The 21598-nt window shown below is 39.5% G+C and carries 14 protein-coding genes and 2 riboswitches; of the genes, 3 read left to right on the top strand and 11 right to left on the bottom strand.

All coding sequences use genetic code 11. The features are described 5' to 3' along the window. Positions 1-22: 22 nt before the first annotated feature. Together J2T03_RS14805 and J2T03_RS14800 are read right to left on the bottom strand one after the other, a co-directional pair. Entirely contained in the window at positions 23-2161 is a 2139-nt protein-coding gene (locus J2T03_RS14805) for a TonB-dependent receptor (RefSeq protein WP_307212206.1), read from the bottom strand. A 303-nt stretch (positions 2162-2464) separates the two neighbouring features. After that, the gene (locus J2T03_RS14800) at positions 2465-3169 is read right to left on the bottom strand and encodes a WG repeat-containing protein (RefSeq protein ID WP_307212204.1); all 705 of its coding nucleotides are present in this window, start codon (positions 3167-3169) and stop codon (positions 2465-2467) included. Between the two features lie 515 nt (positions 3170-3684). On the opposite strand from J2T03_RS14800, the gene J2T03_RS14795 reads away from it, so the two are divergent. After that, complete coding sequence (locus J2T03_RS14795) at positions 3685-6465, top strand: bifunctional aconitate hydratase 2/2-methylisocitrate dehydratase (RefSeq protein WP_307212201.1); 2781 nt, start codon at positions 3685-3687, stop codon at positions 6463-6465. A 332-nt stretch (positions 6466-6797) separates the two neighbouring features. After that, positions 6798-9065, top strand: a complete 2268-nt coding sequence (locus tag J2T03_RS14790) for an aconitate hydratase (RefSeq protein ID WP_306841600.1) — start codon at positions 6798-6800, stop codon at positions 9063-9065. 126 nt (positions 9066-9191) lie between these two features. On the opposite strand, the gene J2T03_RS14785 is transcribed toward J2T03_RS14790, so the two are convergent. Further along, positions 9192-11930: a TonB-dependent receptor plug domain-containing protein gene (locus tag J2T03_RS14785; protein ID WP_307212198.1), complete on the bottom strand. Its 2739-nt coding sequence runs from the start codon at positions 11928-11930 to the stop codon at positions 9192-9194. Between the two features lie 288 nt (positions 11931-12218). Continuing rightward, a riboswitch (SAM-I-IV-variant riboswitch) is annotated at positions 12219-12317 on the bottom strand. A gap of 122 nt (positions 12318-12439) precedes the next feature. Here J2T03_RS14785 and J2T03_RS14780 point away from each other — a divergent pair. Further along, complete coding sequence (locus J2T03_RS14780) at positions 12440-14653, top strand: outer membrane beta-barrel family protein (protein WP_307212195.1); 2214 nt, start codon at positions 12440-12442, stop codon at positions 14651-14653. Between the two features lie 67 nt (positions 14654-14720). On the opposite strand, the gene J2T03_RS14775 is transcribed toward J2T03_RS14780, so the two are convergent. The 8 genes from J2T03_RS14775 to thiS form a co-directional block, all read right to left on the bottom strand. Next, complete coding sequence (locus J2T03_RS14775; RefSeq protein ID WP_307212193.1) at positions 14721-15431, bottom strand: HesA/MoeB/ThiF family protein; 711 nt, start codon at positions 15429-15431, stop codon at positions 14721-14723. Positions 15432-15522: 91 nt separating this feature from the next. Further along, positions 15523-16641 carry a 2-iminoacetate synthase ThiH gene (gene thiH, locus J2T03_RS14770; RefSeq protein WP_307212189.1) on the bottom strand — a complete coding sequence of 373 codons (1119 nt, stop codon included), beginning with the start codon at positions 16639-16641 and terminating at the stop codon, positions 15523-15525. A gap of 15 nt (positions 16642-16656) precedes the next feature. Next, positions 16657-17433 carry a thiazole synthase gene (locus J2T03_RS14765; protein WP_307212186.1) on the bottom strand — a complete coding sequence of 259 codons (777 nt, stop codon included), beginning with the start codon at positions 17431-17433 and terminating at the stop codon, positions 16657-16659. After that, positions 17430-18044 carry a thiamine phosphate synthase gene (gene thiE / locus J2T03_RS14760; RefSeq protein ID WP_307212185.1) on the bottom strand — a complete coding sequence of 205 codons (615 nt, stop codon included), beginning with the start codon at positions 18042-18044 and terminating at the stop codon, positions 17430-17432. The genes J2T03_RS14765 and thiE overlap by 4 nt, the downstream gene beginning before the upstream one ends. A gap of 2 nt (positions 18045-18046) precedes the next feature. After that, positions 18047-18796 (bottom strand): hydroxymethylpyrimidine/phosphomethylpyrimidine kinase, encoded by a 750-nt coding sequence (locus tag J2T03_RS14755; protein ID WP_307212182.1) that lies wholly within the window; start codon positions 18794-18796, stop codon positions 18047-18049. After that, positions 18769-19359 (bottom strand): thiamine phosphate synthase, encoded by a 591-nt coding sequence (locus J2T03_RS14750; RefSeq protein WP_307212179.1) that lies wholly within the window; start codon positions 19357-19359, stop codon positions 18769-18771. The genes J2T03_RS14755 and J2T03_RS14750 overlap by 28 nt, the downstream gene beginning before the upstream one ends. Continuing rightward, positions 19356-21167 carry a phosphomethylpyrimidine synthase ThiC gene (gene thiC / locus J2T03_RS14745; RefSeq protein WP_306841583.1) on the bottom strand — a complete coding sequence of 604 codons (1812 nt, stop codon included), beginning with the start codon at positions 21165-21167 and terminating at the stop codon, positions 19356-19358. Before thiC ends, J2T03_RS14750 begins: the two co-directional genes overlap by 4 nt. Positions 21168-21190: 23 nt before the next feature. Then, positions 21191-21397 carry a sulfur carrier protein ThiS gene (gene thiS / locus J2T03_RS14740; RefSeq protein WP_307212177.1) on the bottom strand — a complete coding sequence of 69 codons (207 nt, stop codon included), beginning with the start codon at positions 21395-21397 and terminating at the stop codon, positions 21191-21193. Positions 21398-21455: 58 nt separating this feature from the next. After that, positions 21456-21553, bottom strand: a riboswitch (TPP riboswitch). Between the last annotated feature and the right edge of the window lie 45 nt (positions 21554-21598).

Below are 21598 nucleotides of genomic sequence, written 5' to 3'. Positions count from 1 at the left end.
TTTCGGTAAATTATCATCCGTATTATTGAATTTTCCAGCTGATCCCGAACATAAAATTAGTTCCGGCCTGTGAAAAATAGTATGGATCACCACCGTAAACAGCTCCATTGTTTACATACTTTCTATTGAACAGATTATTGACGAGTAATTTTAAAGCAATATCATTATGAGCAATAGTAAACTGGTATTGTGCATTGAAATCCGTCAGGAAATAATCTTTCAGCTGCAGGTTCTTATTTGCTGTATTGTCGAGATACTGTTTTCCTACATATTGATTCGTTAAAGCAAACAGGAAACTTTTGGAGGGATTGAATTTCAGTCCCAGATTGGCAATAATGTTCGGAGAGAATGAAATATCGGTATCACCCAGATTTTGAAGGGCTTCATTATTTTTAATCTTAAAATCAAGATTTCTGTTCTGGCTGAGACTGACATTTCCGGTAACTTCCCATTGCTTTGAAAGTTTAGCCAGTGCTCCGATCTCAATACCTCTTCTGTAACTCTTCCCTGAATTGGTTCTGATAAATGCTCCTACATTATTCAATTGTCCGTTCAACACTAACTGATTAACATAGTACATATAATATAAATTAGCCGTTACCGATAAAATTCCAAACTGCTTTTCAATACCAGCTTCAAAATCGTGAAGTTTTTCGGCTTTTACTTCATTATCACTCATCAGGTCATCCCTGTTTGGTTCGCGGTGGGCATGTGCATAGGAAAGGAAAACTTTTCCATTCCCGATTTTATAATTCACCCCCGCCTTTGGATTGAAAAACAGCCAGTTTTTATCAAGATTTCCACCCTCTCCGTCTCCGGCAGCCAGGATCTTGGTATCGTAATCAATATTTCTGATCTGAAGATCTCCAAAGAATTCAAAATGATCCCCGGTTCTCCATAAAGCTTTTGCAAAACCTGCCAGCTCAGTTTTTACAGAACGGTTTCTGTAATATTCATACTCATTGATCTGTGGAAAATAAACCCCGGTAACATTCCCAAAATGCCTTCCATAGTATTGGTTTGCAACCACCCCAAAATTCAGGTCCACATGATCCAACTTTCCGTAAAGCGTAGAAACAGCCCCATAAAAATCATTGTCCAGCCATTTTTTCCTGATGAAATCTGTTATTTCCACCGGAGATCCATTTACAATCGGTACGGATAGATTATAATTAGAGTAATGTGTTGCCTCTGCATCTGTTTCATCAACTCTTTTATAATTTTCGTAATATCCCCTTCCTTTGGTGTAATGAAGCGTTGTTTCCAAATTCCAGTGATCACTGAATTTCTGTTCCCACAAAAGCTGATAATGGTTCTGTCTGTAATTATCGGTCTCGTTATCATAGAATTTCTCTTCTCCGGTAAACAGATCTGTGTACTGTCCTGAATAATTGAACTTGGGATTCGCTTCCCAGGTTGGCCGATCGATTCCGTTCCAAGCCTGATAGGTCTTTTCTTTTCCTCCGAAAGCCATCAGCCGAAGCCTTGTTTTCCCTTCTTCAAATAATGCGGTAAAATTGTAAGAATCCAGTTTGGAAGAAGCTCTGTCAATATATCCGTCAGAATGGATACGCGTATATCTTCCCATCACTGAAAATCTGTTTTTCCAGAATTTTCCCGAACCCGCTTCCGCTGAATATTTATAAGTATTAAATGAACCGTAGCTATCATCGGTCTTAAAATACATTTTTTCATCCGGCTCTTTGGAAATCACATTAATACTTGCACCAAACGCTGAAACGCCATTATTCGAAGTTCCCACACCTCTCTGGATCACAATCTGTGAGGCAGAACTGGTAAGATCCGGAACATTGACAAAGAATGTTCCCTGGCTTTCAGAATCGTTATACGGAACACCGTTCATCATCACATTTATCCCTCTTCCTTCTACTCCACGAATTCTGAATCCTGTATATCCAACCCCGTTTCCGGCATCAGAAGTAGAGATAATGGAAGTTTGATTTTTTAAAAGTATCGGAAGATCCTGCCCTAGATTTCTGCTATCTACATCTTTCTGTACGTTGATAATTTCTTTAGCAACGGGAAGCCTTTTGGTAAAGTTGACAGCTTCAATTTCCCTGACCTTCAGGGAATCCTTATTTTGCGCCTGGACAAAGGCTGCAGAGCTTACAGTAAGCCCTAAAAAAAACAATCCTTTCATTCTATAAATTTTTAAAATTTAATGAATAAAAGGGGCGGATTATCTATAATTGATAGGCGATAAAAAATGATTGATTCTTGCTTTTCATAAAATTGATAAAATTATTTTATCAATTATCATTCTATCAATTATATAAATGTTTCCCTAAACAGCATTATCTGTTCCAGGTTCATTGGGTATAATCTCAGCTTGTTAAAGCACCCCTTTATTTCAGCCGCAAAATTACAAAAAAAATGTGATATGGGATTTTGGGTTCTGTTGGATAGAGATGTAGGATTTTGCTGTGATAGAATAACAGGCTAATTAGTAAGTCTTATTTCTGGCATCAACATAATAATAGTTCTTGCCGTCTTTTGTTACTTCAAACATTTTCCCCAGTTTCCAGCTGAAATTCCTCTTTATATTGGAATATTCGAAAGGAACAATCACTTTATTATTAACATCTATCACTCCAAATCTGTCATTATGCGAAGCCACGATCATTGGGTCTGCAATATCATCACCTTCCAGAATATATAAATACTGATACTGGGGATAGATCTGGTAATCTCTGTAATCTGCTGCATTCACGAATCTAGCCTTTTCAATGATGCCATAAAATCCGTTTAAAACATAAGCCTGGTAAAGCTGTTGCTTATAATCCTCAAGCTTACATTTTCCCAGATCTGAGTCCTTGAACTGATAGACTCTTTTTCCTGCTTTATTCACACGATAAGAAATCATGTCCTTTTCTACAGTGGCATACTCATTGGTTCCAAATTTTCGTATTTTTTGGTTAGGAGAATTCAAAAGATTACAATCTTCATAAAAAAAGACGGCAATATGATATTCAGGTTTGATAATAAATTTCCCGTTCTGATTAACATAACCAAATTTCCCATCTTCCTTTTTAGGAATCAGAACAGGAAGATCCGGGTTAATAATCACAAGATCCGGGTTTGGCTTAGCCACTGCAGGCCCCTTCTTTACTGCAGTTTTTGCTACATTTTTGACTGGTAGTTTTTTCACCGATTTCGTCTGTGAAAAAACGAAAATCGAAATAAATACACACCAAAAATTCAGGATGTTTCTCATATTCATCATTTGCCTGCAAAATTACGGCCAAAAATAGAAACTATCAAATTCATATTTATAAAGAATCTAAATAATTTCATCTGATAAAATACTAAAAAATCGTAAATTTGGGAGCACTTTTTAAATGTTTGATAATCTAAAACGTTTTGGAGATATAATTTTTGATAGGAATGCTATCAAAACAGTGTATAAATCTTACCCAAAGAGAGTTTTTTCAACAAGACAAATCGCAGGTAAATTACTTATACTTTAGCTAAAGGTCAAATATATTCCACTTCGAAACGGAACATTATTTCACATTTTTAAAGGGATAGATTATGTTGTGTATAACTATGTCCGTTTTTGCAAATTTAAACAGCTTATTGTAATGATAACCTGTTAACAAGAATAATAGTACTTAACAACTGCCATAAAAATCTACTTTTAAAATTTAAAAGACTTCTATTATTATGAATATGTATCAGGATTACATCCAAGAGATTGAAGAAAGAAAAAACCAGGGGCTAAATCCAAAGCCAATTGACGGTGCGGGATTATTAAGCGAAATCATTTCACAAATTAAAGATCCAGGTAACGAATATCGATCGGATTCTCTTAAATTTTTCATTTACAACACCTTACCAGGAACAACAAGTGCTGCAGGCGTAAAAGCTAAGTTTTTAAAAGAGATTATCCTGGGTGAATCCGTAGTAGAAGAAATATCCCCAACCTTTGCTTTTGAATTATTATCTCACATGAAAGGAGGCCCTTCTATTGAGGTATTGCTTGATCTGGCTCTAGGCAATGATATTTCTATTGCCAAGGAAGCAGCAAATGTTCTTAAAACACAGGTTTTCCTTTATGATGCAGATACTAATCGTCTAAAAGAAGCATTTAATAACGGTAATGAAATCGCAAAAGAGCTTATTGAAAGCTATGCAAAAGCAGAGTTCTTCACTAAGCTTCCGGAAGTGGCTGAAGAAATCAAGGTTGTTACATTCATCGCCGGTGAAGGTGACATTTCAACTGACTTGCTTTCTCCGGGTAACCAGGCTCACTCAAGATCAGACCGTGAACTTCATGGTAAATGTATGATCACCCCTCAGGCACAGGAAGAAATTAAAGCACTTCAGGCACAACATCCTGACAAGAGCGTAATGCTGATTGCTGAAAAAGGAACAATGGGTGTGGGTTCATCCAGAATGTCCGGAGTAAACAACGTAGCTTTATGGACTGGTAAACAAGCAAGCCCATACATCCCATTCGTGAATATTGCTCCGATTGTTGGAGGAACAAACGGTATTTCTCCGATCTTCCTGACTACTGTTGACGTTACAGGAGGTATTGGTCTTGACCTTAAAAACTGGGTTAAAAAATTAGATGAGAACGGAGAGCCAATCCGTAACGAAGCTGGAGAACCGATTCTTGAAGAAGCTTATTCTGTAGCTACAGGAACTGTTCTTACCATCAATACAAAAACAAAAAAATTATATAATGGCGATCAGGAGCTGATTGACATTTCTAAGGCATTTACTCCTCAGAAAATGGAATTCATCAAGGCTGGCGGATCATATGCAATTGTTTTCGGTAAAAAGCTGCAGACATTTGCAGCAAAGCTTTTGGGAATAGAAACACCTCTTGTTTTTGCTCCTTCAAAAGAAATTTCCCATGAGGGGCAAGGTCTTACAGCAGTTGAAAAAATCTTCAACAGAAACGCAGTTGGAACAACTCCAGGAAAAGTTTTACATGCTGGTTCAGATGTTCGTGTAGAAGTTAATATCGTTGGTTCTCAAGATACAACAGGTTTAATGACTGCTCAGGAACTTGAATCTATGGCAGCAACAGTGATTTCTCCGATTGTTGACGGTGCTTACCAATCCGGATGTCATACCGCTTCTGTTTGGGATAAAAAAGCGCAGGCCAACATTCCGAAACTCATGAAATTCATGAACGAATTTGGTCTGATCACAGCCCGTGACCCGAAAGGTGAATATCACGCTATGACTGACGTAATTCACAAAGTTCTTAATGACATAACGATAGACGAGTGGGCAATCATCATCGGTGGTGACTCTCACACAAGAATGTCTAAAGGAGTTGCTTTTGGGGCAGACTCAGGAACAGTTGCCCTTGCACTGGCTACAGGTGAAGCATCTATGCCAATCCCTGAATCTGTGAAGGTAACATTTAAAGGGAATATGAAAGAGCACATGGATTTCCGTGATGTCGTTCATGCAACACAAGCCCAGATGCTTAAACAGTTTGGTGGGGAAAATGTATTCCAAGGCAGAATCATTGAGGTTCACATCGGAACACTTCCTGCTGACCAGGCATTCACATTTACAGACTGGACTGCTGAGATGAAGGCAAAAGCTTCTATCAACATTTCTGAGGACAGCACCTTGATCGAATCATTGGAAATTGCAAAAGGCAGAATTCAGATCATGATTGATAAGGGCATGGACAATCATAACCAGGTTCTTCAGGGGTTAATTAATAAAGCTGATAAAAGAATCGCTGAGATCAGATCAGGTGAGAAACCAGCTCTGACTCCGGATGCGAATGCTAAATATTATGCTGAAGTAGTTGTTGATCTTGATGTGATCGTAGAACCTATGATTGCAGACCCGGATGTAAACAACGATGATGTATCCAAACGATACACTCACGATACCATCAGAGCACTTTCTTATTATGGAGGAGAGAAAAAAGTAGATCTTGGTTTTGTAGGATCTTGTATGGTTCACAAAGGCGATTTGAAAATTGTTTCTCAAATGCTTAAAAACATTGAAAAGCAACAAGGTAAGGTTGAATTTAATGCTCCTCTGGTAGTAGCAGCTCCAACGTATAATATCATCGATGAATTAAAAGCGGAAGGAGATTGGGAATTTTTAGAAAAATACTCCGGATTCGAATTTGATGATAATGCTCCTAAAGGCGAAGCACGTGTTGAATACAAAAACATGATGTATCTTGAGCGTCCGGGTTGTAACCTTTGCATGGGTAACCAGGAAAAAGCAGCCAAAGGAGATACGGTATTAGCAACTTCAACCCGTCTTTTCCAGGGAAGAGTAGTTGAAGATTCCGAACGTAAAAAAGGAGAATCTTTACTGGCCTCAACTCCAGTTGTTGTGCTTTCTGCCATCATTGGAAGAATTCCTAATATCGATGAATATAAAGCTGCCGTTGAAGGCATTGACCTGACTAAATTCGCTCCACCTATTAAGGAGCTTGTTCAGGTGGGCCATTAATAGAGGATTTAATCACAAGTCCAAGGACTGTTTTATAAATTATATAATTGAAAGATTTTAGTCCTGCGGGATTTAAAATCTTTCAATTTTTGTTTAGAATGTTTCCATTTAAGACTGATTAAGAATTATTTTAAATGAAATTAAGAAAAGAAATTTCATTTTTCCTTAACTTGATAGAAATAAAACATTCTGATTATTGATTAGAAATATTCATTTTACAGATGGAAGGAACAGAATTTGATGAATTGTAGTAACAAAGAATATTTTCCGCTTTAAGTATTGAATTAATGCCGGAAAAGTCTATTAAAAAGAAGAAAAAATTAAATTAAGATATGACTTTTGATATTGATATGATCAAAAAAGTATATGAGCGTTACCCAGAAAGAATTGCTGCGGCAAGACAAATCGTGGGAAAACCTCTTACACTTTCAGAAAAAATCCTTTACACCCATCTTTGGGAAGGTAATGCCACATCAGCACATGAAAGAGGAAACTCTTATGTAGATTTCGCGCCGGACAGGGTAGCTATGCAGGATGCAACTGCGCAAATGGCGCTTTTACAATTTATGCAGGCAGGAAAAGCTAAAGTAGCCGTTCCTTCAACTGCTCATGCTGATCACCTAATTCAGGCAAGAGTAGGCGCTGAATCAGATTTACAGGAGGGGATCAACAAAAACTCTGAAGTTTTCAACTTCCTAAGTTCTGTTTGCGATAAATATGGAATTGGCTTCTGGAAGCCGGGAGCAGGAATTATTCACCAGGTGGTACTGGAAAATTATGCATTCCCCGGAGGTATGATGATTGGTACCGACTCTCACACAGTAAATGCAGGAGGTCTGGGAATGGTAGCTATTGGTGTAGGAGGTGCTGATGCAGTAGACGTAATGGCCGGAATGGCGTGGGAACTTAAAATGCCAAAACTTATCGGGGTAAAATTAACCGGTAAAATGAGTGGCTGGACGTCTGCAAAAGACGTGATCCTGAAAGTGGCAGGAATCCTTACCGTAAAAGGAGGAACAGGATGCATCGTAGAATATTTCGGAGAAGGAGCAGAATCTCTTTCAGCAACAGGTAAAGGAACCATCTGTAACATGGGTGCTGAAATCGGGGCTACCACTTCTACCTTCGGATACGATGATTCCATGAGAAGATATCTGGCAGCAACAGGAAGACAGGATGTAGTAGATGCTGCTGACAAAATTGCAGAACATTTAACAGGTGATGCTGAAGTATATGCCAACCCTGAACAGTATTTCGACCAACTGATCGAAATCAACCTTTCTGAGCTTACCCCACACTTAAACGGACCTTTTACTCCGGATTTGGCTACCCCTGTAGCTGAATTCAGGGCTAAAGCTGAAGCTAACGGGTGGCCAATAGAAGTGGAATGGGCTCTTATCGGTTCTTGTACCAACTCGTCTTATGAAGATTTATCGAGAGCAGCTTCTATCGTGGAAGATGCAGTAGCCAAAGGAGTTAAGCCTAAAGCTATCCTGGGAATTAACCCCGGATCTGAGCAGGTAAAATTCACAGCAGAAAGAGACGGATTCTTAGATTCTTTCAGAAAATTCGAGAATGCCAGAATCTTCACCAATGCTTGTGGACCTTGTATCGGGCAATGGGACAGAGAAGGCGCTGATAAAGGAGAAAAAAACTCCATCATCCACTCTTTCAACAGAAACTTTGCAAAAAGAGCTGACGGTAACCCGAATACACATGCATTTGTAGCTTCTCCAGAAATGGTAGCTGCTGTTGCCATCTCAGGAAGGTTAGACTTTAACCCAATTACAGATACTTTAACTGCTGAAAATGGCGAACAGGTAAAACTTGATGAACCTAAAGGTTCTGAACTACCGGCAAGAGGATTTGCTGTTGATGATAACGGATACCAGGCACCATCTGAGGACGGTTCCTCTGTTGTTGTGAAGGTAAGCCCTACTTCGGACAGGCTTCAGTTATTGGAAGAATTCCCAGCTTGGGACGGCAAAAACATTGAAGCAGCCAGAGTGCTTATCAAAGCTTTCGGAAAATGTACTACCGACCATATTTCTATGGCTGGGCCATGGTTGAAATACCGAGGCCACCTGGACAATATTTCAAACAATATGCTGATTGGAGCCGTAAATGCCTACAACATGGAAACTAACCATGTTAAAAATGAATTAACAGGTGAATATGGTGAAGTTCCGGCTGTACAGAGAGCTTACAAAGCTGCAGGAATCCCTACCATCGTGGTTGGAGACCAGAACTACGGGGAAGGTTCTTCAAGAGAACACGCTGCAATGGAGCCAAGACATCTTGGAGTAAAAGCTGTATTGGTAAAATCATTCGCAAGAATCCATGAAACAAACCTTAAAAAACAAGGGATGCTTGGAATAACTTTCGCTAATGAAGCTGATTATGACAAAATCCAGGAAGATGATGTGGTTAACTTCTTAGACCTTGAGCAATTCGCTCCAGGAAAGCAGCTGACTTTAGAATTCATTCACACTGACGGAACCAGAGATATCATTATGGCTAACCATACTTACAACGATCAGCAGATCGATTGGTTTAAGGCCGGTTCCGCTCTTAACCTGATCAAGAAACAAGAAAATTAATTGTTAGATCTAATTAATCATAGAAAAGCAGTTTCGATCGAAACTGCTTTTTTGTTATTGCAACAGAGGATGCATTAATTTCCTATAGAACCAGATCTATGTTATTCTGCTTATCCTTTATTTGTCTTAAAATTTAAATTCCACTCTCGCAAATACAAATCGCCCTCCTATACCATATTGCGATACCTGTCTTGAATAGACAAACTGGTTATCAGCCGTTAACGAACTGATGTTTGGGCTCCTGGAAGGCAGAATATTAAATATATTATTGCTCCCTATCGTTGCCGAAATATTTTTGTTGAAATCATAGCCTACGGAAAGGTCTGTTACAAAACGTTCACTCAAAACAAAATGCTCTCTACTTTCAATAACTCCGTCAAAGTTGGCATCCAGCACATCAGCATCCGTCACCTTTCCAAAGTAGGAGTTTCTAAGGGCAACAGTAAGTGCTGAGAATTTCAGTGTATTGGCAAGAGTTGCCTTGATACGCGGTACGGCTTCTTCAAAATACACTCTGTTCGGCTCAGAGAAATAATTATTGATCTGGCTTACCAGTTTCGACGAGGCATGAATATCACCAACCCTCCTGGTCTGATTAAAATTAAGCCCCAAATTATTCTCTAAAGATATTCCTTCTGAAATTCTTGTATTCTGGGAAACTGTGATATCCAATCCTTTGGTCTGGGAATCTACTGCATTGGCAAAGAAATTCGCAGCACTGGCTCTTGCAAGATCAAAAGCACTTTGTAATACCTGGTCATCAGGCCCTTCGATCTTATCTGGACGGAAAAACAAATCAGTCAGAACTACTCTATCCTTAATCTTTATAAGATAGGCATCGGCTGTAAATACAAGACTTAAAGCAGGAATTTTCCAGGTAATTCCAGTACTGTAAGACTGTGAAGTTTCCTGTTTCAGTTTTGGAATTCCTAATGCCTGGGCTGCTTCAGAATTATTTCTGAAAGTCCCTACCTGTGTCGTCTGACCCTGCTGAATCAGTGTAGAGGTGGAACTGTAGTAGATCTGCGCTAAAGAAGGTGCCCTGAATCCTGTGGAAACCGCTCCTCTCCAGTTGAAATTTTTAGTCAGTTTTACATTGGTCGCCAATTTATAATTAAAGGTAGAACCGAAGTCTGAATAATTTTCAAAACGCACAGCTCCTTCCAGCAGCCACCAATCAGTTGGTTCAATCTCAATATCTGCATATGCCGCAATACTGTTTCGGTTTCCGGAAACGGCGTTATCCGGACTGAATCCCGGGAAGACCTGTGATCCGGCCGGTCTTATAGTTCCAAAGAAATCAGTCACTTTTTCATTTTCAGGGGTAGCAGCAGTGACTACATGTCCATAAATATCATAGGAGACATAGGAATTTTCGTCTCCTGCATTCACTTTATAGTTTTCATAGCGATATTCTCCTCCGAAGGCTACATTCAGGCCGTGAAGAACATCATATTTTTTGGAGAAATCCAGATTCAGCGTATTTTGTAGAAATTCAGATCCTCCTGCTTCAAAAGTCCTTGGTGAGCGATCTCCCAGAGATGCATTAAATGTATTCACCACACCGAAATTAAAAGCATTCTTCCCAAAAGTATTACTCAAATCTACATTCCAGCCGTTCCATTTTCCTTTGATTCCTCCGGCTAAGGAATAATCATTTACATTGGCTTCAATTTGTGGTAGATATCCATTGGGAGTAACCGCATTGATATTTCTTTCTGTATTCGGCAGGCGGTAAAATCCTCCTGCATTTCCCAAACGGTAGCTGTACCCTCCAAAGGAATAAACTTTCCAGTCTTCACTGACGGGAATTTCAGAATTGAAAAATAGCTGTGCCGACTGCAGCTTAGATTGCCCAGCTCTTAAGCTGAAATCTTTTCTTTCCAAGCCTCTGTAATTAAGTTCCTGATCAGTAAAATCTTTACCTAACAAACCTTGTAATGCCGAAATACTGTTAGCTCCTGATATTTCATCTTTAAAATCCTGTGAAAAATAATCAACCTGTGATGCATATTGCTTGACTGTATTAATGATCTGCTGAGTGTTGGAAGTATTAGTAATATTTTTATATAATCCATCGATATTGACTCCGTTCTGCAGTGCTCTGTAATTAATTGCATTATAGGCATTATAAATATTTCCCTGGCGTACATCCGCTCTTGAATATGGATCACGATACTGTACGGAACCTGTTACATTAATAAATCCTTTTTCACCAATTTTTGCTCCATAGTTCAAGTCTGCAGAAATGGTCTGCCCGTCTACTCCTCCGGAAAAATTATTGGCGACCGGTGAAGCGTATCCTCCCAGAAAAACCTGCCCTGATAATCCTAACCGTCTTTTAAGTCCTAAATTCACGACTCCGGCAATGGCATCAGAGCCATATTGAGCAGAAGCTCCGTCTCTCAGCACTTCAATCTTATCCAGAGCAAAGGCAGGGATAGCATTAAGGTCTGTTCCCACCGAACCTCTTCCTGGTGTCAATGTAACATTAATAAGAGAAGACTGATATCTTCTTTTCCCGTTAAGCAAAACCAAAACCTGGTCCGGTCCAAGTCCTCTGAGTAGAGCCGGGTCGACAAAGTCAGTTCCATCGTTCACGGTATGTGAAGTGGAAGAAAATGAAGGCACCACATAGTTGAGAGCCTGGCTTATATTATTAACCGGACTTTGTCTTAAAATCTTTGAGATATTGATAATATCTACCGGAACCGGAGTTTCTGTAAGGGATCTTCCGGATCCTCTTGATCCCAGGATCACTACATCATCTATCTTTTTGGATGATGCAGAATCCGTCTGGCCAAAGTAAAATGCTGAAATAAGAGCTGCCGAAGCCAGGATTATTTTTTTATCGAAATTATACATGTGTTTTTTATATTTTTTATTGCTGATTGTTTGTTTGATTTTTGGCAACAGTCTTCCCGTAACCTTATTTTTAGGTTACTGTGAAAAGTCTGAATATTGATATTATTTTAAAGAAGTTTAGAAACAACAACACATGCACATATGGAAATGGCATGAAAAGAGGTCAGAATGATGAAAGGTTATTTCATGATCTGAGAAACGAAAATTTAAATTGGTCTTGTGATTTCTCTTGTCTTTAAACATTGATTTAATTTTTAAAACAAAAATGTCAAGATGGGGAGAAAATAGAGAATAAACATTTTTTCCGGACATACCGGCTTATCTATTTCAGCACCTTGCTTGTTTTTGCAGGTTGCTATCCCATCTATGAGATTCTTGATAATTACGTGGCAAAGATATAATTATTTCGGAATAAAAAAAATAATTGCCTAAAAATTTAACTTTTCACAAATTTTACCGTAACAAATTGCTCTTTTTTACGTCTAACCGAACAGTAGTAAAAAAACATTATGAAAAAAACTATATTAGCTTTATCCCTGCTGGGATCTTTTTTTGCCTATTCGCAGGAGAAGAGCAGCAGTAATGCAGTGGAGGAAAAGCAAATTGAAGGCGTAGTTATCACAAAAACTAAAAAAGCCGTTGAACAGAAAGCAGACCGTACTATTTTTGATTTTTCTGAGCAGCCTCAGCTTAATAACGGTAACGTTCTGGAAGGTATTAAAAAACTTCCCGGTCTGGTTGCTACCGATATCGCGGGAATGATGTATCAAGGAAAAATTCTGGATGTTTATCTAAACGGAAGACCTTTAAATATTACTTCGAATGAATTGAATTCTTTCCTGGAGGGGATGCCGGCAAATTCGGTAGACAGAATTGAAGTGATTACGCAGCCAGGTGCAGAATTTCCTGCTACTTCAGGAGGTGCGATCATGAATATCATTACGAATAAAAATGCCAATAAATATTTAACGGCAACTTATTCAGGAAATTACTCGTTTACAAATTACGATAAATTCAGAAGCAGAACTACCAATTCATTAAACTTAAATGCCAGAAACAAGTATTTCGGATGGCAGCTGAATGTAGGCCAAAATTACCGTGAAAGTATGCTGAACGGTGACCAGGACGTACTTCTTCACAACAATACAGACAGAATAGGACGTGGTTATTTTGCTAAATCTGGTCTGACTTTTGATCTTGGACAGGACAGATTATTAGTAAACTACGATATTTATCATAATAATAATGACAACTATACGGCGAGTAGAGGACTTGCTGACATCCCGGTCAACCTTAATCCTATCAAATACCGCGAAGCTGATTATGAGGCATCCGATGTTGCTCATACCAACAACCTAAGACAAGAGGCAGTTGTAACGTATCAGAAGCGTTTCAGCGACAAGACCCAAAAGCTGGACTTCCAGTTCGGGTATACAAAATCTACATCTAAGTTCGCTCAGGATAATTTTTTCCAGAGAGGATTTTATACAGATTTTTGGCAGCCTTTTCTTAATACCGGTGGAGAAAATGTGCTTGACAATAAATCGGATATGAGGGTGGCAAATTTCAAGGTGGACTATTCTCAGCCGATTAAGCTTATGGACGGTGGTAAAGTAAGCTTAGGAGGTTTATATGAAAGACAGGATTATGACACAGAAAACAAAGGCCTTACCAATCTGGAATACCAGAGACAGACGGCTTCCACTTATCTTGAATTTCAGGCGAAACTGAAGAAGTTTGATTTTATTTTAGGTGCTCGAGCTGAAAATTATGATATTTCAGGGATTACAAGAACAATAAAAGACGGCGCTGTTCTTGAAAGAGATCTCACCACCTTCAACAGGTTTAAGCTTTTCCCTAATGCAAGTGTACAGTACAGCCTGATGAACCAGGTTTATGTGGCTGCCAACTATAACAAAAAAATCAGCCTTCCGAGCATTTCTGCCCTGAATCCGAATAATGTAACATTCGGCAGCCCAAATACGCAGGTCACGGGTAATCCGGATCTTCAGCCTACGATCTTTGATAATTATGAATTAAAAGTCTCAGCATTTGATTATGCTTTTATCGGATACAGTGTAAGTTCTGCTAAAGATCAGGTAGCGCAGATCGTCATGAAAGAAGGCAAAAATCTTTTCAATAAGCAAGTGAATATTTCGAATATGAAAATTCACAACTTTAACCTGGGTCTTCCGATTCCTTTTATGATTTTCAGCAAACCGATGAGCGAAATCATGAAATTTAATTTTAATCCTGATAAAATTAATTTCATGTATCTGTACGCAGGATACCAGAAGCATGAGATCGATAATTTAAGCAACAAAGGCTTCTGGATCTTCAATATCATGACCCAATTGCTCTTACCTAAAGATATCAAACTGACCGCCAATTACAGCTATCTGACTCCAAAAGCGGGATATTTCTACTTTACAGCAGATAAGCCATTCAACAATAATCTGGATATCACGCTGACCAAGAAGTTTATGAACAACCGTCTTACGGTTTCTGTTTTCGCAAATGATATCTTCAACGGACAGGTGATGCAGGTATATTCCAATCCACCCGAAGGACAGGCGGTAATGATCAGAAGTAAGTATGACACAAGAAATTTCGGAATTTCAATTAACTATAAAATTCCTACGAAAAATAAACTGGCTAAGGAAGATCCGAATATCCTGAACCAGACTAAAAAAGAGGATACTGGCGTACTGCAAACTCCCTAGTAACTTATCCATATAAAATGAGGCAGCAAAATTTCTTTACTGCCTCATTTATTTAAAAACAATATAATTAAAAATCTATGGTCTGAAATCTCCATTCCAGAGTATCGATAAGGGTAAGCTGATCCGGCTGTACAGGAAGTCCTGTAATGATCTTTAAAACTTGTAAAGCCATCATGCTTCCTACAATTCCCGGCAATGCTCCCAAAACTCCGAGACTGTCACAATCCGGTAAATCTTCGTCAAAAGGCGGTTCCGGGAACAAGTCTCTAAGGTTTTTGCTTCCTTGATAGTTGAACACGGCAGTTTGTCCTGAAAAACCAAGGATACTTCCGTACACCAAAGGCTTCCCAAGCTTCACACAGGTATCATTGATTAAATATCTGGTTGTAAAATTATCGGATCCGTCAACAATAATATCATACTGTGAAAGGATTTCTTCTGCATTTGAGCCATCAATTTTTATATCAATTCCAATAAATTCCACCTGATGATTAAGTTTATTGACAAACGCTTCTGCGCTTCTGACCTTTGAAATTCCAACTGTATTTTCATTGTGAATGATCTGGCGGTTCAGGTTGTGAAGTTCCACCTCATCAAAATCTGCAATGCCTAAAGTTCCGACTCCGGCTGCTGTGAGGTATTGAATAATAGGGCTTCCCAAGCCTCCTGCTCCAATGACAAGGATTTTGGATGACCTGATCTTTTTTTGTCCTTCCAATCCAATTTTTTCTATGAATATCTGCCGGCTGTATCTTGCAAGAATGTCTTTACTTTTCATCCCATAATTTGTTTTTTAACCATTAATATTTTTTAAGCTGTTAAGAGATATTGCTTTAAGGTTAACTTAATTGCTTCAATGCCTTAATGGTTTAAATTCCGTTGTATGCAGGATCCCAATCTTTCATGACCGGATCATAGCCGGCTTTTCTGATGCTCCTTTTCACATCTTCCATGCTTCGTTCGTCGCTGGTTTCAAACTGTTCCAGAGATTCTACGTCAACGGCGTAGCCTCCAGGATTGGTCTTTGATGCGGCACTCATTGCTGTGGCTCCGAGGGATATGATATTGTCTCTGAATTTTTCATTTTCCCTTGTGGATATTGAAATTTCCAGGTCTTCATTCCAAATTCTGTAGGCACAGATCAGTTGCAACAGGTCTTTATCTTCCATAATAAAATTAGGCTCGACGGTTCCTTCCGCAGGCCTTAGTCTGGGAAATGAAACTGAAAAACGGCTTTTCCAGTATTGTTTCTGCAGATAATCAATGTGAAGTGCATTAAAGAAACTGTCTACACGCCAGTCTTCCAGCCCAAGCAGAACACCAAGACCAATCTTATGAATTCCGGCACGTCCAATCCTGTCCGGTGTATCCAATCGGAAATGAAAATTAGATTTCTTTCCTTTGGGGTGGTATTCTTTATAGACTTCCTGATGATAGGTCTCCTGATAGACTAACACAGAATAAACACCTTCCTGATGCAGCTGGAGATATTCTTCTTCAGACAAAGGCTGTACTTCAATCGAAATATTCGCAAAATGAGGCTTCAGCAGGCGAACCGCATTCAGGAAATATGAAATTCCAACTGTTTTATTAGCCTCTCCACTGACTAACAAAACGTGATTCACTCCCATAGATTTCAGGACAGAGGCTTCTATCATCAGTTCCGTATCGGAAAGGGTTTTTCTCCTTACGTTATTATCCAGGCTGAAACCACAATAAGTACAGATATTCTGGCATTCATTACTGAGGTACATCGGTGCATACAGCTGGATGGTTTTCCCAAAGCGTTTCTGGGTAAGCTCGCGGGTCATTTTGGCCATCAGCTCCAGCTCCTGGGCAGCAACAGGAGAAATAAGATTGAGAAAATCCTCCATCGTCCGGTGTTTCTTCTGAAGGCTGTTCAGTACGTCTGGATGGGTTACTTTTCCGAGTCTTTTCTTTATCTCATCCCAATGATAGCGTTCAAAAGCATCTTTAAAGCTGTTCATTTTTTTCTGCTGTTTTTATTCAAATAAAAAGGAGGTCAAGGGACTTGATGCTTCAGCATGATCCGCTATTGCCCCTAATCCTGATTCAAAGGCTCTTCTTCCGGCAATAACTCCTTCTTTAAAGGCCAGAGCCATATTGACAGGGTTTCTTGCTACAGCGATTGCAGTATTGACAAGAACGGCATCAGCTCCCATTTCCATTGCTTTTGCAGCATCCGAGGGGGCTCCTATTCCGGCATCTACCACAACGGGGACATTGCTCTGGTTGATGATAATCTCTAAAAAATCTAATGTTTTCAACCCTTTATTCGTCCCGATTGGAGCTCCCAAAGGCATTACCACAGCGGTCCCGGCATCTTCCAGACGTTTGCATAAAACCGGATCAGCGTGGATGTAAGGCATTACGATAAATCCCAATTTGGCCAGTTCTTCTGTTGCATACAGGGTCTCAATAGGATCCGGAAGAAGGTACTTCGGATCGGGATGGATCTCTAATTTTACCCAGTTGGTTTCCAAGGCTTCTCTTGCGAGCTGTGCTGCCAATACCGCTTCCTTTGCCGTTCTGGCACCTGAGGTATTGGGGAGAAGGTGAACATTGGTTCCTTTTAATGAATCCAATAACCCGTCTTCTGCCGCACCGGAATCTATTCTTTTCAGTGCCATGGTAACCATATCTGTACCCGAAGCGATCACAGAGGCCGCCATTTCCTGAAGGTTTCCGAATTTTCCGGTTCCGAGGAACAGTCTAGAGTCAAATATTCTGTCTGCTATTATTAATTTCTGATTATTCATATCATTGCTTTTTTAAATTCACTGATGGCAGCAGGGCAGTTGGTGATCTGTCCCGAAACCGCTACTCCATATATTCCGATTTGCTGAAGAGGCTCAATATCCTGAAGCCCAACTCCTCCGATGGCGTAGATCTTCGGAATGGTGATTAATCTGTCTTTTAAACTTTTAATAATATTCTGGTAGCCTTCAAACCCGAGGATCGGGCTCAGCTTTTCTTTTGTAGATGTAAATCTCAAAGGTCCTAAACCTATATAATCACATGGCTCATTGATTCTTTGAAGGACGTCTGAAAGGGTATTAGCTGTTCCTCCGATGATTTTATTTTTACCTAAAAGGCTTCTCGCCATTTCAACGGACCCGTCCTGTAAACCCAAATGGACACCGTCTGCATCAATATCTTTTGCTATTTGAACATGATCATTAATGATACAAACCGTATGGTATTCTGAACAAAGTTTATTTGAAATTTCACAGAGCTGAAAAAACTTACCTTCATCAGCATTTTTCCAGCGGACCTGCAACCATTTTATACCATTATCTAAAGCTTTCCGGATATTAAACTCCTGCTCTTCTTTGGTTTGTCCCTGAGAGATATATTGTAATTTTTCCATGTTTAAACTGAATGAAAACCCAATAAAGACGGGTTACTTTTTAAAAAATTTTCGGTATATAACTTTCCTTTCCTGCAGGCATCTTCCAAATTTTCTCCTTTTGCCAGCCAACCGGCAATTGCTGAAGACAGCACGCATCCTGAACCATGTTTCGGATAATAGACGGAAGGTTCATTAAGGTTCGGCTCCAATGAAACTTCTTTTCCATTCCCGGTAAGGATATCTGTACCGATTTTATCTGTTCTGTGACCACCTTTGAGTAGTACTGCGCAAGAGATTTCGCCTTGATCTAAAAGATTACATTCTTGTAAAACCCTATATTCATTATAATTGGGCGTGATGAGGTCAATCTTTCTTAAAACATCAGTCAAACGGGATAAGGTTTCCAGATCAAAAAAAGAAAACTCTGAGGTACTTTTTAATACGGGATCCCAGATGATTTTTACTCCGGCACTATGGGACCGTACAGTTTCTATAATATTTTCCAGAAACACAGCGTCTTTTACTATCCCAATCTTGATAACCTCAACAGGATAATCTCTCATCAGAATGGCTACAGAGGATATTATTTCATCTAAAGATCGCCACTCTATGGTTAAACATTCAGATGCAGTCTGAATGGTCATCGCAGTGCATACCCCAAATCCCATTGCCCCAATCTGTTCAAATGTTTTTATATCTGCTAAAATACCTGCCCCTCCTGAGGGGTCAAATCCAGCAATACTCATAACGAAAGGACGCTCTGTCTGCATTTCCTGAATGTATTTAAAGGTTGATCATTTTCCCAAATCGCACCCAGGAGTGCCGCTCCGTCTGCTCCGTTTTCAAATACTTTACAGATGTTATTTTCGTCAATTCCTCCCAATGCAATTAATCTTACGTTCTGATTGCTTCTATGCTTAATATCCTTCATAACATTTGAATGCTCACCGTACCCTTTTTTAGAAATACTTGGAAAAACCGGGCTTATAAATGCATACTCCCATTCTTTTCCCAAATCATTAAAGGTTTCAATATGATGTACCGATGTTGAAATAATATTTTGTCCTATATAAGATGTATAAACCTCCCCGTTCCTGTCTGCTTCTCTGAAATGAAACCGGGAAATATGATGATCCTTCCCCAAATCATAATATCCGTGCAGTACCAATTGAGGATAAAATTCCTCATCAATACCGTACAGGAAATTTATTATTTCTTCCCGGTTTATCATTGGTTTTCTTATATGAAGCAGATCCAGTCCCTCCTGAAACAGATGATTGATGATCTCCGTTTCGTTTTGAACTATGGTTTCCGGAGTGATAACAAGTATCATATATAAATTTCTTTTCCTTTTTCAATAAATTCCTGAGATTTATCCAACATTCCTTTTTCTGCAGAATCCCGGATCTCCTGAGTAATTTTCATAGAACAGAATTTCGGGCCGCACATGGAACAGAAATGGGCAATTTTAGCCCCTTCTGCCGGAAGCGTTTCATCGTGATAAGCCCTGGCCGTATCAGGATCCAATGAAAGATTGAACTGGTCTTCCCATCTGAATTCAAATCTGGCTTTACTCAAAGCATTGTCTCTATATTGCGCTCCAGGATGTCCTTTTGCCAAATCTGCAGCATGTGCAGCTAGTTTGTAAGTAATAACTCCAACTTTTACATCTTCTTTGTTTGGGAGACCTAAATGTTCTTTCGGGGTTACATAACACAGCATCGCACATCCGAACCAACCGATCATAGCTGCTCCGATGCCTGAGGTAATATGGTCGTAACCGGGTGCAATATCTGTCGTCAAAGGTCCCAAAGTATAAAACGGAGCTTCATGGCATTCTTCCAATTGCTTATCCATATTTTCTTTAATCATGTGCATGGGTACATGCCCCGGACCTTCAATCATTACCTGTACATTGTGCTTCCATGCAATTTTAGTCAGCTCACCTAAAGTTTCAAGTTCTGCAAACTGCGCAGCATCGTTGGCATCCGCAATAGATCCCGGGCGGAGGCCATCTCCAAGGGAAAAAGCCACATCGTATTTCTTCATGATCTCACAGATCTCTTCAAAATGAGTGTACAAAAAGTTTTCTTTATGGTGGTAAAGGCACCATTTTGCCATGATGGAACCTCCCCTTGAAACTATACCTGTTACTCTTTTTGCGGTAAGATGGATATATCTCAATAAGACTCCGGCATGAATAGTAAAGTATGAAACCCCCTGTTCTGCCTGTTCAATTAAGGTATCTTTAAAAACTTCCCAAGTCAGGTCTTCCGGAACTCCTTTTACTTTTTCCAAGGCCTGATAAATTGGGACGGTACCAATAGGAACCGGACTGTTTCTGATGATCCATTCTCTAGTTTCATGAATGTTTTTTCCTGTTGATAAATCCATGATGGTATCTGCTCCCCAACGGCAGGCCCAAACTGCTTTCTCTACTTCTTCTTCAATACTTGATGAAACAGCACTGTTTCCGATATTGGCATTAATTTTAACCAAAAAATTACGTCCAATGATCATCGGCTCACTCTCCGGGTGATTGATATTATTCGGGATAATTGCTCTTCCTGCAGCAATTTCGTCTCTCACAAATTCAGGACTTATCCTGCTTTTCGGAGTATTGGCACCAAAACTGTTTCCGGGATGCTGAAATGACATTTCCTTAGAAACTGTTTCCAACTGCTCGATCCGTTGATTTTCCCTGATCGCTACATATTCCATTTCAGGGGTAATGATTCCCTGTTTCGCATAGTAAAGCTGGGTAAGTTCAAATCCTTCTTTGGCTACCTTAGGCTTGTGATCGTATGTAAAACGCAGTTCATCAAGGCGGGAATCTGCCAGACGTGCTTTTCCGTATTCTGAAGTGATTCCGTTCAGGACATCCACATCTTTTCTGTCCAGTATCCATTGCTCCCTGATCCGGGGAAGCCCTTTCGTGATATCGATGGATGCATTTTCATCCGTATAGGGACCCGAAGTATCATAAATAGTAACTGGCGGGTTATCTTCCAAAGTTCCGTTGCTAAGCTTCGTGGGACTTAGGTGAATTTCACGCATTGCTACGTTGATAGGATGTATTTTTCCTTCAACGTAAATTTTCCTGGCGTTCGGAAATGGCGAACAAGTGATTGAATGAGCCATAAGTTTTTGTATTATTAAGTGAATTAACCGCCCTGAGTGGCAGTAATGATTAAAACTGAATCTTTGTTTTTAAGGATTGTTTCTGCCCAGGCGGACAATGGAATAATACGGTTATTGAGAGCCACGGCTATCCCTTTTTTCTTTCCGGGTATTTCCATAGCCATCAGTGCTTCCAGATTATCCGGAAGTACTTCAAATGTTTTCGTAGTGTGGTTGATTGTAAGTTCCATTCCTAATTATTTTATATATACTTTAGGAATGGCCGTCATTGTACAATAGAATGTACAGCAAAAGTCATTTACTTTTCCCTACGCTGGTATAATCCAGATCAGGTTCAAAGGGTAAAGTCTCAGTCTGTATGTCTACAGACACCCCTAAAGTTGTGACGAAGGTAAGTATTTTTTCAGAACAGGCAAAATATAAGATTGAAA

Source organism: Chryseobacterium lathyri, assembly GCF_030812195.1.
In the GTDB taxonomy this organism is placed as follows: Bacteria; Bacteroidota; Bacteroidia; order Flavobacteriales; family Weeksellaceae; genus Chryseobacterium; species Chryseobacterium lathyri_A.
This window is presented reverse-complemented; position numbering and strand designations above follow the sequence as displayed.

What these genes read in the sequence shown, in the direction of transcription:
- J2T03_RS14765 (WP_307212186.1), bottom strand. Translation starts at nt 17,433, where the DNA reads ATGAATAATCAGAAATTAATAATAGCAGACAGAATATTTGACTCTAGA.
- J2T03_RS14780 (WP_307212195.1), top strand. Translation starts at nt 12,440, where the DNA reads ATGAAAAAAACTATATTAGCTTTATCCCTGCTGGGATCTTTTTTTGCC.
- J2T03_RS14785 (WP_307212198.1), bottom strand. Translation starts at nt 11,930, where the DNA reads ATGTATAATTTCGATAAAAAAATAATCCTGGCTTCGGCAGCTCTTATT.
- J2T03_RS14795 (WP_307212201.1), top strand. Translation starts at nt 3,685, where the DNA reads ATGAATATGTATCAGGATTACATCCAAGAGATTGAAGAAAGAAAAAAC.
- J2T03_RS14775 (WP_307212193.1), bottom strand. Translation starts at nt 15,431, where the DNA reads ATGAAAAGTAAAGACATTCTTGCAAGATACAGCCGGCAGATATTCATA.
- thiH (WP_307212189.1), bottom strand. Translation starts at nt 16,641, where the DNA reads ATGAACAGCTTTAAAGATGCTTTTGAACGCTATCATTGGGATGAGATA.
- thiS (WP_307212177.1), bottom strand. Translation starts at nt 21,397, where the DNA reads ATGGAACTTACAATCAACCACACTACGAAAACATTTGAAGTACTTCCG.
- J2T03_RS14790 (WP_306841600.1), top strand. Translation starts at nt 6,798, where the DNA reads ATGACTTTTGATATTGATATGATCAAAAAAGTATATGAGCGTTACCCA.
- J2T03_RS14750 (WP_307212179.1), bottom strand. Translation starts at nt 19,359, where the DNA reads ATGATACTTGTTATCACTCCGGAAACCATAGTTCAAAACGAAACGGAG.
- J2T03_RS14755 (WP_307212182.1), bottom strand. Translation starts at nt 18,796, where the DNA reads ATGCAGACAGAGCGTCCTTTCGTTATGAGTATTGCTGGATTTGACCCC.
- thiE (WP_307212185.1), bottom strand. Translation starts at nt 18,044, where the DNA reads ATGGAAAAATTACAATATATCTCTCAGGGACAAACCAAAGAAGAGCAG.
- J2T03_RS14805 (WP_307212206.1), bottom strand. Translation starts at nt 2,161, where the DNA reads ATGAAAGGATTGTTTTTTTTAGGGCTTACTGTAAGCTCTGCAGCCTTT.
- thiC (WP_306841583.1), bottom strand. Translation starts at nt 21,167, where the DNA reads ATGGCTCATTCAATCACTTGTTCGCCATTTCCGAACGCCAGGAAAATT.